Source organism: Sinorhizobium alkalisoli, from assembly GCF_008932245.1.
Classification (GTDB): Bacteria; Pseudomonadota; Alphaproteobacteria; order Rhizobiales; family Rhizobiaceae; genus Sinorhizobium; species Sinorhizobium alkalisoli.
The window spans coordinates 2,535,557-2,552,500 of the sequence record NZ_CP034909.1 but is presented as its reverse complement, the minus strand read 5'-3'; the positions used below and the strand labels follow the sequence as shown (position 1 = coordinate 2,552,500).

The 16,944-nt window shown below is 60.5% G+C and carries 13 protein-coding genes, 1 tRNA gene and 2 rRNA genes; 4 read left to right on the top strand and 12 right to left on the bottom strand.

Annotated elements, in window-relative coordinates:
* The first annotated feature begins 273 nt into the window (after positions 1-273).
* The 3 genes from EKH55_RS12430 to EKH55_RS12420 all read left to right on the top strand — a co-directional run bounded on the left by EKH55_RS12430 (position 274) and on the right by EKH55_RS12420 (position 3,721).
* A 23S ribosomal RNA gene (locus tag EKH55_RS12430) occupies positions 274-3,070 on the top strand.
* Between the two features lie 237 nt (positions 3,071-3,307).
* Positions 3,308-3,422 (top strand): 5S ribosomal RNA (gene rrf / locus EKH55_RS12425).
* 222 nt (positions 3,423-3,644) lie between these two features.
* Positions 3,645-3,721: transfer RNA gene (locus tag EKH55_RS12420), tRNA-Met, on the top strand.
* A gap of 191 nt (positions 3,722-3,912) precedes the next feature.
* Here EKH55_RS12420 and EKH55_RS12415 read toward each other — a convergent pair.
* The 12 genes from EKH55_RS12415 to EKH55_RS12360 form a co-directional block, all read right to left on the bottom strand.
* Positions 3,913-4,248 (bottom strand): cytochrome C oxidase subunit IV family protein, encoded by a 336-nt coding sequence (locus EKH55_RS12415; protein WP_069458198.1) that lies wholly within the window; start codon positions 4,246-4,248, stop codon positions 3,913-3,915.
* Between the two features lie 11 nt (positions 4,249-4,259).
* A complete protein-coding gene (locus EKH55_RS12410) occupies positions 4,260-4,982 on the bottom strand; it encodes a heme-copper oxidase subunit III family protein (RefSeq protein WP_069458197.1) in 723 nt (240 codons plus the stop codon).
* Positions 4,983-4,993: 11 nt separating this feature from the next.
* Entirely contained in the window at positions 4,994-5,692 is a 699-nt protein-coding gene (locus tag EKH55_RS12405; RefSeq protein WP_069458196.1) for a cytochrome c oxidase subunit 3, read from the bottom strand.
* Complete coding sequence (gene ctaD / locus EKH55_RS12400) at positions 5,689-7,467, bottom strand: cytochrome c oxidase subunit I (protein WP_069458195.1); 1,779 nt, start codon at positions 7,465-7,467, stop codon at positions 5,689-5,691. Before ctaD ends, EKH55_RS12405 begins: the two co-directional genes overlap by 4 nt.
* Positions 7,468-7,490: 23 nt before the next feature.
* Complete coding sequence (locus EKH55_RS12395) at positions 7,491-8,345, bottom strand: cytochrome c oxidase subunit II (RefSeq protein ID WP_069458194.1); 855 nt, start codon at positions 8,343-8,345, stop codon at positions 7,491-7,493.
* Positions 8,346-8,480: 135 nt separating this feature from the next.
* Positions 8,481-8,867, bottom strand: coding sequence for a c-type cytochrome (locus EKH55_RS12390; RefSeq protein ID WP_069458220.1), 387 nt, complete (start codon positions 8,865-8,867; stop codon positions 8,481-8,483).
* A 252-nt stretch (positions 8,868-9,119) separates the two neighbouring features.
* The gene (locus tag EKH55_RS12385; RefSeq protein WP_069458193.1) at positions 9,120-10,187 is read right to left on the bottom strand and encodes an ABC transporter ATP-binding protein; all 1,068 of its coding nucleotides are present in this window, start codon (positions 10,185-10,187) and stop codon (positions 9,120-9,122) included.
* Between the two features lie 13 nt (positions 10,188-10,200).
* A complete protein-coding gene (locus tag EKH55_RS12380; protein WP_069458192.1) occupies positions 10,201-11,034 on the bottom strand; it encodes a carbohydrate ABC transporter permease in 834 nt (277 codons plus the stop codon).
* Positions 11,035-11,038: 4 nt separating this feature from the next.
* Positions 11,039-11,974 carry a carbohydrate ABC transporter permease gene (locus EKH55_RS12375; RefSeq protein WP_069458191.1) on the bottom strand — a complete coding sequence of 312 codons (936 nt, stop codon included), beginning with the start codon at positions 11,972-11,974 and terminating at the stop codon, positions 11,039-11,041.
* Positions 11,975-12,164: 190 nt separating this feature from the next.
* A complete protein-coding gene (locus EKH55_RS12370; protein ID WP_069458190.1) occupies positions 12,165-13,427 on the bottom strand; it encodes an ABC transporter substrate-binding protein in 1,263 nt (420 codons plus the stop codon).
* A gap of 92 nt (positions 13,428-13,519) precedes the next feature.
* Positions 13,520-14,689: a PLP-dependent transferase gene (locus EKH55_RS12365; RefSeq protein ID WP_069458189.1), complete on the bottom strand. Its 1,170-nt coding sequence runs from the start codon at positions 14,687-14,689 to the stop codon at positions 13,520-13,522.
* A complete protein-coding gene (locus EKH55_RS12360; protein ID WP_069458188.1) occupies positions 14,686-15,402 on the bottom strand; it encodes a FadR/GntR family transcriptional regulator in 717 nt (238 codons plus the stop codon). The genes EKH55_RS12365 and EKH55_RS12360 overlap by 4 nt, the downstream gene beginning before the upstream one ends.
* A 141-nt stretch (positions 15,403-15,543) precedes the next feature.
* Here EKH55_RS12360 and EKH55_RS12355 point away from each other — a divergent pair, with 141 nt between their 5' ends.
* The gene (locus tag EKH55_RS12355) at positions 15,544-16,854 is read left to right on the top strand and encodes an NAD(P)/FAD-dependent oxidoreductase (RefSeq protein WP_069458187.1); all 1,311 of its coding nucleotides are present in this window, start codon (positions 15,544-15,546) and stop codon (positions 16,852-16,854) included.
* The last annotated feature ends 90 nt before the right edge of the window (positions 16,855-16,944 follow it).

The following is a 16,944-nucleotide window of genomic DNA, read 5'->3' as shown; positions in this document are numbered from 1 at the left end:
TGTTGCCTGACCGCGCATCACCGGATTCATCTCGAGAAGCTGGTCTTAAGATTTGGCGCAAGCGAACCGCTCGGCGTGGTTCCAATAACGCGACCAAATCGAACACGTCGATGGCATCTGACTGGCCTGGTTGTAAAAGGTAACCGGGCTTTTGGGCTGGCGGTGCGGCATACTGAGTGTGTCCGGATAGTCAGGTTTGGCTGCCCCATGAGCGCAAGTGAATGGGATAAGCTTAGCCAAATCCAAATAAGGATGAGCATTGGCAATGAGAACGATCAAGTGTCAAAAGGGCATTTGGTGGATGCCTTGGCATGCACAGGCGATGAAGGACGTGATACGCTGCGATAAGCCGTGGGGAGCTGCGAATGAGCTTTGATCCATGGATCTCCGAATGGGGCAACCCACCTTAAATACTTGGAAAATTTAAGCCGTGCGCGAGCACGGCTTAAGTTTCCAAGTATTGTTACAAGGTATCTTATTCTGAATACATAGGGATAAGAAGCGAACGCAGGGAACTGAAACATCTAAGTACCTGCAGGAAAGGACATCAACCGAGACTCCGCAAGTAGTGGCGAGCGAACGCGGACCAGGCCAGTGGCAATGCGGAATGAAGTGGAATGATCTGGAAAGGTCGGCCGTAGCGGGTGACAGCCCCGTACACGTAGAACACGCATTGTCCTTGAGTAAGGCGGGACACGTGAAATCCTGTCTGAACATGGGGAGACCACTCTCCAAGCCTAAGTACTCGTGCATGACCGATAGCGAACAAGTACCGTGAGGGAAAGGTGAAAAGCACCCCGACAAGGGGAGTGAAATAGAACCTGAAACCGGATGCCTACAAACAGTCGGAGCCCGCAAGGGTGACGGCGTACCTTTTGTATAATGGGTCAACGACTTAGTGTGACATGCAAGCTTAAGCCGGTAGGTGGAGGCGTAGCGAAAGCGAGTCTGAACAGGGCGCCTTAGTATGTCGCATTAGACCCGAAACCGAGTGATCTAGCCATGAGCAGGTTGAAGGTTGGGTAACACCAACTGGAGGACCGAACCCGCATCTGTTGCAATAGATTGGGATGACTTGTGGCTAGGGGTGAAAGGCCAATCAAACTCGGAAATAGCTGGTTCTCCGCGAAATCTATTTAGGTAGAGCGTCGACCGAATACCCCCGGGGGTAGAGCACTGGATGGGCTATGGGGACTCACCGTCTTACTGATCCTAACCAAACTCCGAATACCGGGGAGTACTAGTCGGCAGACACACGGCGGGTGCTAACGTCCGTCGTGAAGAGGGCAACAACCCTGACCTCCAGCTAAGGTCCCCAAGTCATGGCTAAGTGGGAAAGGATGTGAGGATCCCAAAACAACCAGGATGTTGGCTTAGAAGCAGCCATCATTTAAAGAAAGCGTAACAGCTCACTGGTCTAAACAAGGGTCTTTGCGCCGAAAATGTAACGGGGCTGAAGCCATGCACCGAAGCTGAGGATACGTCGCAAGACGTGTGGTAGCGGAGCGTTCCGTAAGCCCGTGAAGGGATACCCGTGAGGGGTCCTGGAGGTATCGGAAGTGCGAATGTTGACATGAGTAACGATAAAGAGGGTGAGAGACCCTCTCGCCGAAAGACCAAGGGTTCCTGCTTAAAGTTAATCTGAGCAGGGTTAGCCGGCCCCTAAGACGAGGCGGACACGCGTAGTCGATGGGAACCACGTTAATATTCGTGGGCCTGGTGGTAGTGACGGATCGCTTGACTTGTCCGGACTTATTGGATTGTCCGGGCTTGGACGCGGTTCCAGGAAATAGCTCCACCGTATAGACCGTACCCGAAACCGACACAGGTGGTCAGGTAGAGTATACCAAGGCGCTTGAGAGAACTATGTTGAAGGAACTCGGCAAATTGCACGCGTAACTTCGGAAGAAGCGTGACCCCATTATGGGCAACCATGATGGGGTGGCACAGACCAGGGGGTAGCGACTGTTTATCAAAAACACAGGGCTCTGCGAAGTCGCAAGACGACGTATAGGGTCTGACGCCTGCCCGGTGCTGGAAGGTTAAGAGGAGGGGTGCAAGCTCTGAATCGAAGCCCCAGTAAACGGCGGCCGTAACTATAACGGTCCTAAGGTAGCGAAATTCCTTGTCGGGTAAGTTCCGACCTGCACGAATGGCGTAACGACTTCCCCGCTGTCTCCAACATAGACTCAGTGAAATTGAATTCCCCGTGAAGATGCGGGGTTCCTGCGGTCAGACGGAAAGACCCCGTGCACCTTTACTATAGCTTTACACTGGCATTCGTGTCGGCATGTGTAGGATAGGTGGTAGGCTTTGAAGCGGGGACGCCAGTTCTCGTGGAGCCATCCTTGAAATACCACCCTTATCGTCATGGATGTCTAACCGCGGTCCGTCATCCGGATCCGGGACAGTGTATGGTGGGTAGTTTGACTGGGGCGGTCGCCTCCGAAAGAGTAACGGAGGCGCGCGATGGTGGGCTCAGAGCGGTCGGAAATCGCTCGTCGAGTGCAATGGCATAAGCCCGCCTGACTGCGAGACTGACAAGTCGAGCAGAGACGAAAGTCGGTCATAGTGATCCGGTGGTCCCGCGTGGAAGGGCCATCGCTCAACGGATAAAAGGTACGCCGGGGATAACAGGCTGATGACCCCCAAGAGTCCATATCGACGGGGTTGTTTGGCACCTCGATGTCGGCTCATCGCATCCTGGGGCTGGAGCAGGTCCCAAGGGTTTGGCTGTTCGCCAATTAAAGCGGTACGTGAGCTGGGTTCAGAACGTCGTGAGACAGTTCGGTCCCTATCTGCCGTGGGTGTAGGAATATTGACAGGATCTGTCCCTAGTACGAGAGGACCGGGATGGACATATCTCTGGTGGACCTGTTGTCCTGCCAAGGGCATAGCAGGGTAGCTATATATGGAAGGGATAACCGCTGAAGGCATCTAAGCGGGAAACCCACCTGAAAACGAGTATTCCCTCGAGAACCGTGGAAGACGACCACGTTGATAGGCCGGGTGTGGAAGTGCGGCAACGCATGAAGCTTACCGGTACTAATCGTTCGATCGGCTTGATCGTTCCCATTGCTCATGCTCATCGAAGATGAGCTTTTAGCCCTCACGGCGATCCGCTGTCGCGGATGCCTCCGGGAGGGCGCGCCAAAAGGCGCGACGGCCTTTGGCCTTGCGGAGCTAAAGCTCCGATGAGTGCCCCAAGCGCCGTCGAAGACGTGTTCAAAAAAAACGAAGCAATCGCTTCACCAGCTTCTCGAAATCAATTTGCGCCCTTAGGGCGCAAAAGCTTGCGCTTTGCCGACCTGGTGGTTCTGGCGGGGTGGCTGCACCCGTTCCCATTCCGAACACGGCCGTGAAACGCCCCAGCGCCGATGGTACTTCGTCTCAAGACGCGGGAGAGTAGGTCGCTGCCAGGTCTGCAAAGCGCAACAAAAACGCCGCTCCCCTTCACGGCAAAGCCGTGAAGGACAAGGCAGCGGCGAAAACAAAAAACATCTTCTCTCACACGCCGACAAAACGGCGAAACAAACCATTCGAACCATAACGCGGGGTGGAGCAGCCCCGAACGCCCGCAGGCCGAACGGCCGAGGACGGGCAAACAGACAAACAACCGGGCAAGAAAACCCGGACAAGCATAACGCGGGGTGGAGCAGCCCGGTAGCTCGTCAGGCTCATAACCTGAAGGCCGCAGGTTCAAATCCTGCCCCCGCAACCAAACTAAACAACGCCCCGTCAAGGGGCGTTTTTGCGTTCGGCGTTCGGACGTCGTTTCGGTAGCTTGTCGTGTCGGGATCGAGATCCCTCTACAGCGCCGCGCGTCTTTTCAGACGCGTAAAGGTCGCTGTAACGCTTTGAATCTGCGCATCGAGCTTTCCGAAAATCGGGTACGATTTTCGGGCCGATGCGCTAAGGCCCGGGACCGAAGAAGGCGAGGCGGGTGAAGAGGATGTAGTTCGATTCCGACACCATCAGCGTCACGAAGACGAGCACCAGCAGTGGTGGAAGAAGGATCGCATACATGAGGGCGAGGCGCTCCCACGCCATATGCATGAATACAGCGACGATGAGCCCGGCCTTCAGCATCATGAAAATCAGGATCAGCGACCAGCGTAGAAATCCCTGCAGGCCGAAATAGTCGACCAGGTAGGAGAAGGCGCTGAGGACGAACAGCAGACCCCAGACGAGGAGGTAGAGTTTGATCGGGTGCTGTTGTTGTTCCGCATGTGCCTCTGCGTGGGCCATGATAGCTCTCCTCACCACAGATAGAAGAACGCGAAGATGAAGACCCAGACGAGATCGACGAAGTGCCAGTAAAGGCCGGTGATTTCGACGATCTCGTAACGGCCCTTGCGGCTCGTAAAGAAGCCGCGCCGTTCCGTGTCGAAGTCGCCACGCCAAACCTTGCGGGCGACGATCAGCAGAAAGATCACACCGAAAGTGACGTGGGTGCCGTGAAAGCCGGTGATCATGAAGAAGGACGAGCCGAATTGTGCGGCGCCCCATGGATTGCCCCAGGGCCGCACGCCCTCGGCGATCAGCTTCGACCACTCGAAGGCTTGCATGCCCACGAAGGTGGCGCCGAAGAGGGCGGTGACCAGCATCAGCGCCGCGGTCTTGCGCCGGTCGCGGCGATAGCCGTAATTGACCGCCATCGCCATGGTGCCGCTCGAGGAGATCAGCACGAAGGTCATGATGGCGATCAGGATCAGCGGCATGTGAGTTCCAGCGATCTCGAGAGCGAAAACCTCGCTCGGATTCGGCCAGGAAACGGTGGTCGACATCCGCGCTGCCATGTAGGCGAGCAAGAAACAACCGAAGATGAAGGTGTCGCTCAGGAGAAAGATCCACATCATGGCCTTTCCCCAGGAGACGTTCTTGAACGCGCGCTGATCCGACGCCCAATCGGCGGCGAAGCCCGCCAGACCGGCCGGGTGTTGGTACGTTTCTGCTGCGGGAGGCTTCAACGGGGCGGACATTTGTGCGGCTCCTAGGTCAGCAATTGTCGGCAGAATACGACGACCTCGGTCGCCCAGCCGGAGAGCAGGGCGAAAAGAACCAGCCAGACCGCCAGCATGAAATGCCAGTAGATGGCGCAGAGCTCGATCGAGAGCCGCGTCCTGCGGTCAAATCCGGCATCCGAGGCATGCATTGTGACGCGCCCGAGCGCGGCGAGCCCGCCAAGAATATGCAAGCCGTGCAGGCCGGTCAGCATATAGAAGAAGCTGTTGGCGGGGTTACCGGCAAGGAGATAGCCGGCATTGGACAGTGCCCGCCAGGCGAAGAGCTGACCGACGAGAAAGGCAAGTCCCGCCGCCAACGCGACGAGCAGTCCGGTTCGTGCCTTCTCGCCATGCCGGCTCTCCGCCCTGAGCTTCGTCCAGTGCAAGGCGACGCTGGCGAGCGCCAGGATTGCAGTATTGACCCAGAGGAAGCCCGGCAGCGGCAGTGCACCCCAGTCGGACGAGGCCATGCGCATGAAATAGGCGCTGAAGGAGAGGGCAAATAAGGAACCGACGACGGCGAGGAAGACGCCCAATCCGACCTTGGCCGCCGGCAGGGGGGCAGCGCGGCGAGGGTCGTGAGCGTGCCCGACCTCGAGCCAGGGTTTCGACGCCAATCGCTGCTGGGCGAGCCACCAGACGACGATAGCGGCGATTGCCGTCAGGAATATCAGCATGATGCTCATGAAACGGCCTCATGGCTGACGCGGCCGGGGGCCGGATGGTTCTGCGGGATGAAATCCTCCGGCGCGCCGGGGACGCTGTAGTCATAGGCCCAGCGATACACAACCGGCAGTTCCTTGCCCCAGTTGCCGTGGGACGGCGGCGTCTCGGGTGTCTGCCATTCGAGCGTCGTCGCCCGCCAGGGATTGCCACCCGCCTCCCGGCCGTGGCGCAGGCTCCAGACGAGGTTGAAAAGGAAGACGATCTGCGCAGCGCCGACGATCAGCGCCATGATGCTGATGAAGGCATTGAGATTATGAACGGAGTCCGGCACGAAAGCGGTCTCGCCAAGCTCATGATAGCGCCGCGGCACGCCGATGAGACCCAGATAATGCATCGGGAAGAAAATTCCATAGGCGCCGATGAAGGTGATCCAGAAGTGGATCTGACCGAGCGTCTCATCGAGCATGCGCCCGGTCATCTTCGGGTACCAATGGTAGATAGCGCCGAAAATGACGAGGATCGGCGCCACCCCCATGACCATGTGGAAATGCGCGACGACGAACATCGTGTCCGAGAGCGGAACGTCGACGACCACGTTGCCAAGGAATAGGCCGGTCAGCCCGCCATTGACGAAGGTGACGATGAACGCGAGTGCAAACAGCATCGGCAGGGTCAGGTGAATATTGCCGCGCCAAAGCGTCAGCACCCAGTTGTAGACCTTAATCGCGGTCGGCACCGCGATGATCAGCGTTGTGGTGGCGAAGAAGAAGCCGAAATAGGGGTTCATCCCGCTGACATACATGTGATGCGCCCAGACGACGAAGGAGAGGCCGCCGATGATGACGATCGCCCAGACCATCATGCGGTAGCCGAAGATGTTCTTGCGCGCGTGCGTGCTGATGAGATCGGAAACGATGCCGAAGGCCGGCAGGGCGACGATATAGACCTCGGGATGGCCGAAAAACCAGAAGAGGTGCTGGAACAGGATTGGGCTGCCGCCGCCATATTGCAACTGTTCGCCCATTTCGACGATCGCCGGCATGAAGAAGCTGGTGCCGAGCAGGCGGTCGAAGAGCATCATGACGCAGGCGACGAAAAGGGCAGGGAAGGCGAGGAGCGCCATCACCGTCGCCGTGAAGATGCCCCAGACGGTGAGCGGCATCCGCATCAGCGTCATGCCGCGTGCGCGCCCCTGAAGTACGGTCACGACATAGTTGAGGCCGCCCATGGTGAAGCCGATGATGAAGATGATCAGCGAGGAGAGCATCAGGATGATGCCCCAGTCCCTGCCGCCCGGTGTGCCGGAAAGCACTGCCTGCGGCGGATACAGCGTCCAGCCGGCGCCGGTCGGCCCGCCGGGCGCGAAAAAGCTCGCGACGAGGACGAGCACGGCGAGCAGATAGATCCAGTAGCTCAGCATGTTGGCGTAAGGGAACACCATGTCGCGCGCGCCGACCATCAGCGGAATGAGATAATTGCCGAAGCCGCCGAGGAAGAGGGCGGTCAACAGATAGATCACCATGATCATGCCGTGCATGGTGATGAACTGATAATAGGCCTCCGCATCCACCAACTGGAATGTGTCGGGAAAACCGAGCTGCAGGCGCATCAGCCAGGAGAGCACCAGCGCCACCATCCCGATGGCGATCGCGGTGGTCGCATATTGGATGGCGATGATCTTCGCATCCTGGCTGAACACGTAGCGCGTCCACCAGCTGTGCGGATGGTAAAGCTCAACATCCTCGACTTCGGGAGGCGGCAGCGCCTCGCCAATACCGGACCGGACGTCGACCATCTTATCTCCTCCCAATTGTTACCTCACGGCGCCTCCGATTGCGCCGCTGCCGCGGCAACAGCCGTTGCCGTCGGGTCCCCATCGGACGATGCCGTCAATTGCGAAAAGGTCTGCTGCTCGGCAAGCCAGGCCTGATAGTCGTCCTCCGTGTCGACGACGACGGTGCCGCGCATCTGCGGATGACCAACGCCGCAGAGCTCGGCGCAGAGGACCTCGAATGTGCCGGTCCGCGTCGGGGTGAACCAGAAATAGGTGATCATACCCGGGACCATGTCCATCTTGGCGCGGAACTCCGGAACGTAGAAATCATGCAGCACGTCGACGGACCGGAGCAGGACCTTGACCGGCTTGCCGATGGGCAGATGCAACTCGCCGGCTTCGACGATGACGTCGTCGAGGCTTGCGGCGTCATTCCGATTGAGACCGAGCGGGTTTTCCGGCGTCACGTCGCGTGCGTCCGTCGTGCCGAGCTTTCCATCGGCCCCTGGCAGGCGGAAGTTCCAAAGCCATTGCTGCCCAACCACTTCCACTTCGGCCGCCCCTTCCGGCACGGTGACGAACTGGTTCCAGACGAACAGGCCCGGCGCCAGCATCGCCGCGACGCCGAGCGTCGTGCCCGTTGCGAGCCAGCTTTCCAACCTCCGGTTTTCCGGCTCGTAGTCCGCGGTGTTGCCGGGCCGGTGGCGAAAGCGAAACACGCAGTACGCCATGAATAGCACGACGGCGACGAAGGCGATTCCGGTGATCCAGAAGGTTATGATGATGGTATTGTCGATGTAATTCCAGTTAGAGGCGATTGGTGTCCACCACCAAGGACTCAGCACATGGAACAAGACCGACCCGAGGGCCAAGAGTACCAGAATTACTACCACGGCCATTTCCTGTCCCTCCCCGCCACGATCGGCCGTGAGACGAATACTTAATCCGCAGCGTTCCGATCGGAATTATTGCACGAACGGAAAATACTGGCAAATCGCCCGTTAGAAGTGTGCTCCCTCCTCCCGGGGGTTGTCCTACTCGGAATGTTGCTTCAGATAGGCGATCACGTTGTTCACGTCTTCCTCTTCCTTGAGACCGGGGAACACCATCTTGGTTCCCTTGATCATGGCCTTGGGATCGCGAAGATATTCGTGCAACGTCGCATCATCCCAGACGAGACCCTCTTCACCCGCCTTCACCATGGCCGGCGAGTAACGGAAATTCGCATGCGTCCCTGCGGTCCTGCCGATGATGTGCTGAAGCGAAGGCCCGACCCTGTTCTGGTCCTTGTCCACGACGTGGCAAGCCGCGCATTTCTTGAAGACGGTGGCGCCGGCCTCGGCATCGCCCTCTTGCGCAAGGGCGGCGGCCGGGCAGAGCAGGAGTACCGAAACAGACAGGGCAGCAATCGGATGTCGCATCATGAGTCCTCATTTCGCAGGGCGCCGGGCCAAGGAAGAGTGCGGTCAATTCATGGCTTTGGCCGTGCGATAGTCTCTCGGAAACGTTGCGCCGGGCGGTCGATACTGGCGATAGAAGAAAAGCTAGTCTTCCTCCCGAATAAGTCAATCGTCACTTTGAGCGACCGCATGTATCCTCACGTCGACCTCAGCGACGGCTGCCTCTGCGCGTCCGACCGGAAGGGCGGCGCTGTTGGAGGGTGGCGGCGCGGGTCAGACACGCCGTCCTTCGCGATCGAAGAAGTGCAGGCCCAGCGCCGGGAAGCGCACCGGAATCGTTCCGGACGCCGTGAGGAAGGAGCGGTCGCTGGTGAAAGCCTTGAAGCTCGATGGGCCGAGCGATAGATGCAGGATGATACCGAAGCCGGTCGGCTCGACGAGGTCGACCTGGGCAAAGAGCGCATCCGGTCCGTGCCCGGCAAGAACGACATGCTCCGGTCGGATGCCGAGCGTGACGCTGGCGCCTTCCGCGACCGGTGCCGGCGCTCCAAGCGGAATGGCGACATTGTCGACCGTCTCGAAACGCGGCGTCTCGCTGGCGTGGCAGGTACCCTCGAAGAAATTCATGCCGGGCGACCCCATGAAACCGGCGACGAAGAGATTGGCGGGGCGATCGTAGAGTGCGAGCGGGGTTCCGACCTGCTGGACGATGCCGGAATTCATCGCGACGATGCGGTCGGCGAGCGTCATCGCCTCGATCTGGTCATGCGTCACATAGATCGAAGTGGCGCCAAGGTCCTTGTGCAGCTTCTTGATTTCGGCACGCATCTGCTCGCGCAGCCGCGCATCGAGATTCGAAAGCGGCTCGTCGAAGAGGAAGGCCTTCGGCTGGCGTACGATGGCGCGCCCCATGGCCACCCGCTGGCGCTGGCCGCCCGAAAGCGCCCGCGGCCGCCGCTCCATCAGCGGCTCGAGCCCGAGCTTCGCGGCGGCGCCCGCAACGACCCCCGCAATCCTTTCGCGGGCGGTCTTTCGGAGCCTGAGGCTGTAGCTCATGTTCTTCTCGACCGACATGTGCGGGTAGAGCGCATAGGACTGGAACACCATGGCGATGTCGCGATCCTTCGGCGCGAGCTCGTTGACCCGTTTGCCGGCGATGCGGATCTCGCCGGCGGTGACGCTTTCAAGCCCGGCGATCATCCTGAGCAGCGTGGACTTGCCGCAACCGGAGGGGCCGACGAGCACGACAAATTCGCCGTCGCGGATTTTCAGGTCGACGTCGTGCAACACCGGATGGGCGCCGTAGGATTTCCGGATACTGGCGATATCGATGGAAGCCATGGTGGATTAGCCCTCAGCCTTTGACCGCGCCGGCCGTCAGGCCCTGCACGAGGTAGCGTTGAATGAGCAGGAAGAAGAGCCCGGCCGGGATCAGCGCCAGCACGCCGGCGGCCATCATCTGTCCAAAGTCGACCGAGAACTTCGAGACGAAAGAGAGGAGCCCGACCGGAAACGTCGCCTGTTCGTTGCCGGAGATCAGCATCAGCGAGAAGAGCAGCTCGCTCCAGGCGGCCGTGAAGACGAAGCCGAGGGTGGCGGCAATCCCCGGCAGCGTCAGCGGCAGGATGATCTGGCGGAATGCGACGAATTGCGTCGCGCCATCGATCATCGCCGCCTCCTCCAGGTCCTTGGGAATGCCGTCGAAGAAGGACTGCATCAGGAATGTTGCAAAGGGCACATTGAAGGCCGAGTAGACGATGACGAGACCGGTCAGGCTGTTGGTGAGCCCAATCGGCGACAGGATCTTGAAGATCGGCGCGACCAGCATCACCAAGGGGAACATCTGGGTCAGGAGCATCAACGTCACCAGCCAGTATTTGCCACGGAAACGGAACCGCGAGAGTGCGTAGCCGGAGAGCGAGGCCAGGATCGTCACGACGACGGCGGTCGAGCCGGAGACGATCAGGCTATTGCGGAAAAAAACCGGAAAAGCGCTATGCCGGAGTACGAATTCGAAATGTTCGAGGCTCGCGCGCGACGGCCAGAGCCGGATGCCTTCCGAATAGAGCAGGTCGTTGGGCGTAACCGCGACCTTGAGCAGCCAAAACAGCGGAAAGAGCGCGAAGGCGATATAGGCGAGGATCGCGAGGCGGTGCGCGATGGTGAGGAGGGCAGGCTTGGCGCCCATCGTTTCAATCCTTGCTCAGAAGCCACTGCCTAAGCATCACGATCAGCAGCGAATAGGCGAGGAGCAGCGCCAGGAGCACCAGCGCCACGGCCGAGGCATAGCCGAAATCGAGCCGCTTGAAGGCCTGGGTGAAGATGTAGCTGGCGACGATCTGCGTCCGATCGGCTGGCCCGCCATTGGTCATCACGATGATGAGATCGGCGAAGTTGGAGATCCAGACGGTGCGCAGCAGTATGGTGATCGCGATGGTCGGAGCGAGGAAGGGGAGCGTGATCGAAAGGAAGCGCTGGGCGGCGCCGGCCCCGTCGATGCTTGCCGCCTCGTAGAGATCGCGCGGGATCGCCTGCAGCGCCGCCAAAAGGGTGATCGCGAAGAAAGGAATGCCCCACCAGATGTTGGCGATGATCGGGCCCCACAGGGCAAGGTGGGGATCGGAGAGGATATTGCCCGGCTCGCTCATGAGCCCGGCCGCGTAGAGCCAGTGTGGCAGCGGGCCGACGACTGGGTTGAAGAGCCAGGCCCAGTTGAGACCGGCAAGAAAGCTCGGCACCGCCCAAGGCAGGAACACGAGCGCCTGGGCGAGGGCACGGCCGCGGAACGGCTTATCGAGCAGCAGTGCCAGGATGAGCCCGAACGTGAATTGCAGAAGCACGGAGGCGCCAGTCCACCAGAACGTGTTGCGCAGCGAGCGGAAGAAGGCTTCGTCATGAGAGAGCGCGCGGAAGTGATCGAGGCCGATAAAGGCGCCTGAAAAGGGATTGAGGAGCTGGACGTCGCGAAAGGCGTAGGAGATGCCGAGCGCCAACGGAACCAGCATCACGGTGGCGATCAGGATGAGCGCCGGGGCGCTGTAGAGATAGGGCGCCGAGGCATCCGCGATGCGTTTCATCAGCGGTGGTCGGATCGCGGGCAGGCCGTCTTGGCGTGCGGCATAGACCATCGGTCAGAGTTCCCTTTCCTACAGCACCGCGTGTCCTTCAAGGCGGGCGAAGGTCGCAGTAGCACTTTGGATCGCTGCATGCCTTTGTCTTTAAAACACGCACGATTTACGAAGGCATGCAGCAGCCTCGCGGCGCCTGTCTTTGCTGTCGTGCGGGGGGGCGGCGGCAGAGCCGCCGCCCGCGCCGGCGCTACTTCTTGCTTTCCAGGTATTTCTGCTGCGCCTTGGTCAGATACTCCGCCCACTGATTGGCGAGCTGTTCCGGCGTGATGTCGCCGAGCAGTGCTTCCTGGGTGGTCTTGATCGCAAGCGAATCCTTGAAATAGGCGAACTCCTCGAGATAGGTCGGCATCACGGTCAGGACGACGTCCTTGTCGGCGAGTTCGTCGAACCAGCCCTTGAACTGCGGGCCTGCGTAGAAGGGATCCTTCTCGGCCGATTTATGGACCGGCAGCGCGCCGGTGCGCTTGTTCCACTCGATGTTGCCTTCCGGACCTTCGAGTGTTTCGATCAGCTTCCAGGCAAGCTCCTTGTTCTGGCTCGCCGACATCATCGACCAGCCGGCAAAGCCGATGGTGGTGAAGGCCTTGCCGCTTGGCCCCTTCGGCATCGTGGTGACGCCGAAGTCTTCGGGCTTCATGCGCTGGGCGATTGCGATCAGCGCATCTGGATCCTGGTCGAGGAAGGCGCAGGTGCCGCTATAGAAGCCGGCGACGATCTCGTTGAAGCCCCAGTTGACGCTGTCTTTCGGTGCAAGACCGTTCTTGTAGAGATCGACGACCCAGGTCAGCCCTTTTATCCAGCCCTCGCTGTTCATAGTCGAAGTGCCGTCCTCGTTGAAGAACTTGTTGTCTCCGGCCATGGTGGCGCCGAACATGACCCAGCCATTGAGCCCGCCTGGGCCGCCGCGCAGGCAGTAGCCGGATTTGCCGGGCAGGTTGGAGATCGCTTCCGACGCCTTGACGAAATCGTCCATCGTCTTCGGCGGCTCGGCAACGCCGGCTTCCTCAAGAAGATTCCTGTTGTAGAACATCGCCCGGAGATAGAAGCCGTAAGGCAGCATGTAGGCGGTATCGTTGACGTCACGGCCGAGCTCCAACGCGCGCTCGGTGAGCCCTGAAGTGTGTTCCCATTTGGCGAGATAGGGCTCGAGACTTTCGAGCATTCCGTTATTGGCATAGAGCGACAGCCAAGTGTCCGGCATTTCCATCACGTCCGGGACTTCGCCGGCCGAAACCATGGTCGCGAATTTCTGGAAGGCCTCGCCCCAGGGCAGGGAGATGATTTCCACGGTCGTGCCGGGGTTGGCCGCCTCGAATTTCGCGACGATCGATTTCAGCGTTTCGGTGCGCTCGGGGCTGGTGATGACCTCGACGAGCTTCAGCCTGGTCTGGGCAAGGGCGCTGCCGGCCATCAGCGTGGCGAGCAGGGTGGCTGTGATCAGTTTCCTCATTCCTCAGTTCCCCTTTTCTTAGGTGCTGACCTGATTTTCCGCGAGCAGGTGGCGACGCCAAACCGCTTGCGCCTTTCCTGATCCGTTTCTCGTCAACCTGACGAAGCGGCGATTGCTGCTTCGAGATCGCTCCAGAGGGCCTCCGTTCCCTCCAGGCCGACATGGAGCCTTACCGACCGCGGAGAAATGCCGAAGGCGACCGCGGAATTGGGTTGCGCTTTCTGTGCAAGAACGATTTCTCCCGGCACGATGAGGCTTTCGTGGCCGCCCCAGGATACGCCGAGCTTGAAGAGCTGCAGATGGTCGGCGAAGCGGCGCAGGTCGACGCCCTCACGAAAGATGAAGGAGAAGAGGCCGGACGTGCCCGAAAGCCCCGGCGGCAGGTGATTGCCGAGGCCGGGATGGCAAACGGTCTCGACCGATGGATGCTCCTGCAGCCGCCGGGCGATGCCGAGCGCCGAGCGCTCATGCGCTTTCATCCGGATCGGCAGCGTCCGCAGGCCGCGGATCAGAAGCCAGGCCTCGAAGGGCGAAAGCTTGGCGCCGAGATAGGGATAGGCCTCCGAGCGGATGCGGCCGACCAGGTCGCTCGATCCGGCGACGACGCCGGCGACCACATCGCTGTGGCCGCCTAGGTACTTCGAGGCCGAGTGGATGACGAGATCGACGCCGAGAGCGATCGGCTGCTGGAAGATCGGGCTCGCCCAGCTGTTGTCGATGACGGTGACGATCCCCTTTGCCCTGGCGAGCGCCGCGAGCACGGCGACGTCGTGGGTGTCCATGACCCAGCTCGTCGGGCTCTCCATGTAGAAGAGCTTGGCTCCGGGAAGCGCTCTAGCGACCGCCTCCTCATCGCGACCGTCGACATAGGTGACCTCGATCCGCATGCGCCTGAGATGCGTGCCGAACAGGCGGAACGCATCCGGATAAACATGCCTGACCGCGACGATGCGGTCTCCGGGCTCGACGAAGGAAAGGACGGTGGAGGAGATGGCCGACATGCCGCTGGCAAAGCCGATCGCATCTTCGGCGCCTTCGAGCTTCGCCAGCATCTCCTCGAACATCCGCACCGTCGGATTGAGGCCGCGCGAGTATACGGGGCGCACATGCTCGCCCAGATAGCAGGCGATCATTTCGTCATAGTCCTTGAAGGTGAAGAGCGAGGTCTGGACGATCGGCGGCACGACGGCGTCGAAAGCATGGCCCTCGTCATGTGCTGCGATCAGCGAGGCTTTGTCGAAGAGATCGAGGCCATCGCTCATTTGGACATTTCCCTGATGTCTTCCTCGACGATGGCGAGGATTTTCAACGTCTCTTCCCGGGCGGCATCCGGATCCCGCGCCGCGATCGCGTTGAAGAGGGTGCGGTGAAAGGGGAAGGACCGGCGGGCGAAATCTGGCCGGTCGAAGGGTTTTTCCCAGAAGCGCTCGAAAGCCTCACGCATCTGCTCGAGCAATTGCCGGAACAGGGGGTTGTGGGTGGCGTCGTAGATCGCGAGGTGAAAGGCCAAGTCTTCTGGGCCGGAGGTGCCCTGGGCGAGATGCGCGCGCTCCATCTCTTCGAGCTTCGCTTCGATATTGGCGAGATCCGCCTCTGTGCGACGGCGCGCGGCCACCATGCCGGCCTCGATCTCGATACCGCGCCGGACCTCGAGCGTCTGCAGCAGCGCATCGCGCAAGTGTCCGGTGTCGAGCGCCAGCGGCATGTGAATGGTGGCACCCGAAATTGCCCGCAGCAGATAGGTCCCGCTGCCCTTGCGCGCCTCGACAACGCCGAGCGCCTGGAAATGGCTGATGACCTCGCGAACCGTCGAGCGGCCGACGGCCAGTGCGGCCATCAGCTCGCGCTCTGCCGGCAGTCGGTCGCCCGGTTTCAGGCCCGATAGCTGGATGTAATCGGCGAGAGCGGCGATCACCTGCTGCGCCCGGTCCACCGCGGGCAGGGGCAGCAGTGTCGCTTTGGCCGGTTCGGGCATTGCAGTTCCTGAAATTGGTCTGACATCTGATCACTATGAGTGCGGAGCGCGGCATGGTCAAGAGGCAAGATTTGCGTTATTTCTCCTGCCGCCGAAGTCCCGGCCGTATCCAGGTCTTGCCAAAAGTGGAACGCTGCAACGATGGCGAGGGTCAGAAACTCTTATTCCGGCGACGGCTCCTATCCGACGAGCTACTATGCCGCCTCGCGCAACGTCGTCCGCACGCCCCTCAAGATTGAAGGGCGGATCGAGACCGACGTCTGCGTGGTCGGTGCCGGGTACACCGGTTTGTCGACGGCCATTCATCTGGCCGAAAAGGGCTACAAGGTGACAGTGGTCGAGGGGGCGCAAGTCGGCTGGGGCGCCTCGGGACGCAATGGCGGTCAGATCGTCAACGGTCTCAATGCCAGCCTGTCGACAATCGGGCGCCGTTATGGTGAGGGCGCCGCTCGGTTCATCGGCGGCCTCGTGCAGGAGGGCGGGCGGATCATCCGCCGGCTCGTCAACGCGTATCAGATCGACTGCGACCTGAAGTCTGGCAACATCTACGCCGCCTACACCAGTGCACATATGAAGGAGCTCGAGGCCAAGCATGCGCTCTGGCGCAAATACGGCATGGACGAGCATGAGTTGCTCGACCGCGAGGCGCTCAGGAAGCTCGTCAATGCCGAGGCCTATTGCGGCGGCATGCTGGACACCACCGGCGGCCATATGCACCCGCTCAATCTGGTGCTCGGCGAGGCGCGCGCCTTCGAGAGCCTCGGCGGCACGATCTACGAAATGTCGCCGGTGATCCGTGTCGACCACGCGGCGGCCCGGCCGAACGTCTATACGCAGGAGGGGGAAGTCTCCGCCCGCGCTGTCGTCCTCTGCGGCAATGCCTATCTCGGCGACGCGGTGCCGGAGCTTGCCGCCCGCGTCATGCCGGTCTCGACGCAGATGCTGGCGACCGCGCCCCTCGGGGAAGAGCTGGCCCAATCGCTCATTCCGAGTGACATGTGCGTGGAGGACGTGCGCTATATCCTCGATTACTTCCGGCTTTCCGCCGACAAGCGCATGATTTTCGGCGGGGGCACGGTCTATGGCGGCACCGATCCGCCCGATGTGGCGGCGAAACTGAAACCAAATCTCGAAAAGGTCTTCCCGCAGCTCAAGGGTGTGAAGATCGACTATGCCTGGAGCGGCAATTTCGCGCTTTCCTTCACCCGCGTGCCGCAGATGGGGCGGATCGGCCCCAACACCTATTTCGCCCATGGCTACAGCGGGCACGGCGTTACCGGCTCCCATCTTTTCGGCCGCACACTTGCGGAGGCGATCGATGGCGACGCCGCCCGTTTCGCCGCCTTCGAAAAGCTGCCCTGGTACCCCTTCCCGGGCGGGCGGATGTTCCGCGCGCAATATTCGACGATTGGCTCGTGGTGGTATTCATTCCGGGACGCCATCGGTTGGTAATGCCTGATCTTGCGCCCGCCGCTGGATGTCCCGGGGGGCGGGACGAGTGCATCGGACGGAAGTTCGTGCCCCGTTTTCGGAACGTTCGAA

Bases quoted from the DNA above. Each gene is read 5' to 3' on its own strand.
- EKH55_RS12395 (WP_069458194.1), bottom strand. From the start codon at position 8,345: ATGGCCGTGGTAGTAATTCTGGTACTCTTGGCCCTCGGGTCGGTCTTG.
- EKH55_RS12410 (WP_069458197.1), bottom strand. From the start codon at position 4,982: ATGTCCGCCCCGTTGAAGCCTCCCGCAGCAGAAACGTACCAACACCCG.
- EKH55_RS12370 (WP_069458190.1), bottom strand. From the start codon at position 13,427: ATGAGGAAACTGATCACAGCCACCCTGCTCGCCACGCTGATGGCCGGC.
- EKH55_RS12380 (WP_069458192.1), bottom strand. From the start codon at position 11,034: ATGGGCGCCAAGCCTGCCCTCCTCACCATCGCGCACCGCCTCGCGATC.
- EKH55_RS12360 (WP_069458188.1), bottom strand. From the start codon at position 15,402: ATGCCCGAACCGGCCAAAGCGACACTGCTGCCCCTGCCCGCGGTGGAC.
- EKH55_RS12365 (WP_069458189.1), bottom strand. From the start codon at position 14,689: ATGAGCGATGGCCTCGATCTCTTCGACAAAGCCTCGCTGATCGCAGCA.
- ctaD (WP_069458195.1), bottom strand. From the start codon at position 7,467: ATGGTCGACGTCCGGTCCGGTATTGGCGAGGCGCTGCCGCCTCCCGAA.
- EKH55_RS12390 (WP_069458220.1), bottom strand. From the start codon at position 8,867: ATGCGACATCCGATTGCTGCCCTGTCTGTTTCGGTACTCCTGCTCTGC.
- EKH55_RS12405 (WP_069458196.1), bottom strand. From the start codon at position 5,692: ATGAGCATCATGCTGATATTCCTGACGGCAATCGCCGCTATCGTCGTC.
- EKH55_RS12385 (WP_069458193.1), bottom strand. From the start codon at position 10,187: ATGGCTTCCATCGATATCGCCAGTATCCGGAAATCCTACGGCGCCCAT.
- EKH55_RS12415 (WP_069458198.1), bottom strand. From the start codon at position 4,248: ATGGCCCACGCAGAGGCACATGCGGAACAACAACAGCACCCGATCAAA.
- EKH55_RS12375 (WP_069458191.1), bottom strand. From the start codon at position 11,974: ATGGTCTATGCCGCACGCCAAGACGGCCTGCCCGCGATCCGACCACCG.
- EKH55_RS12355 (WP_069458187.1), top strand. From the start codon at position 15,544: ATGGCGAGGGTCAGAAACTCTTATTCCGGCGACGGCTCCTATCCGACG.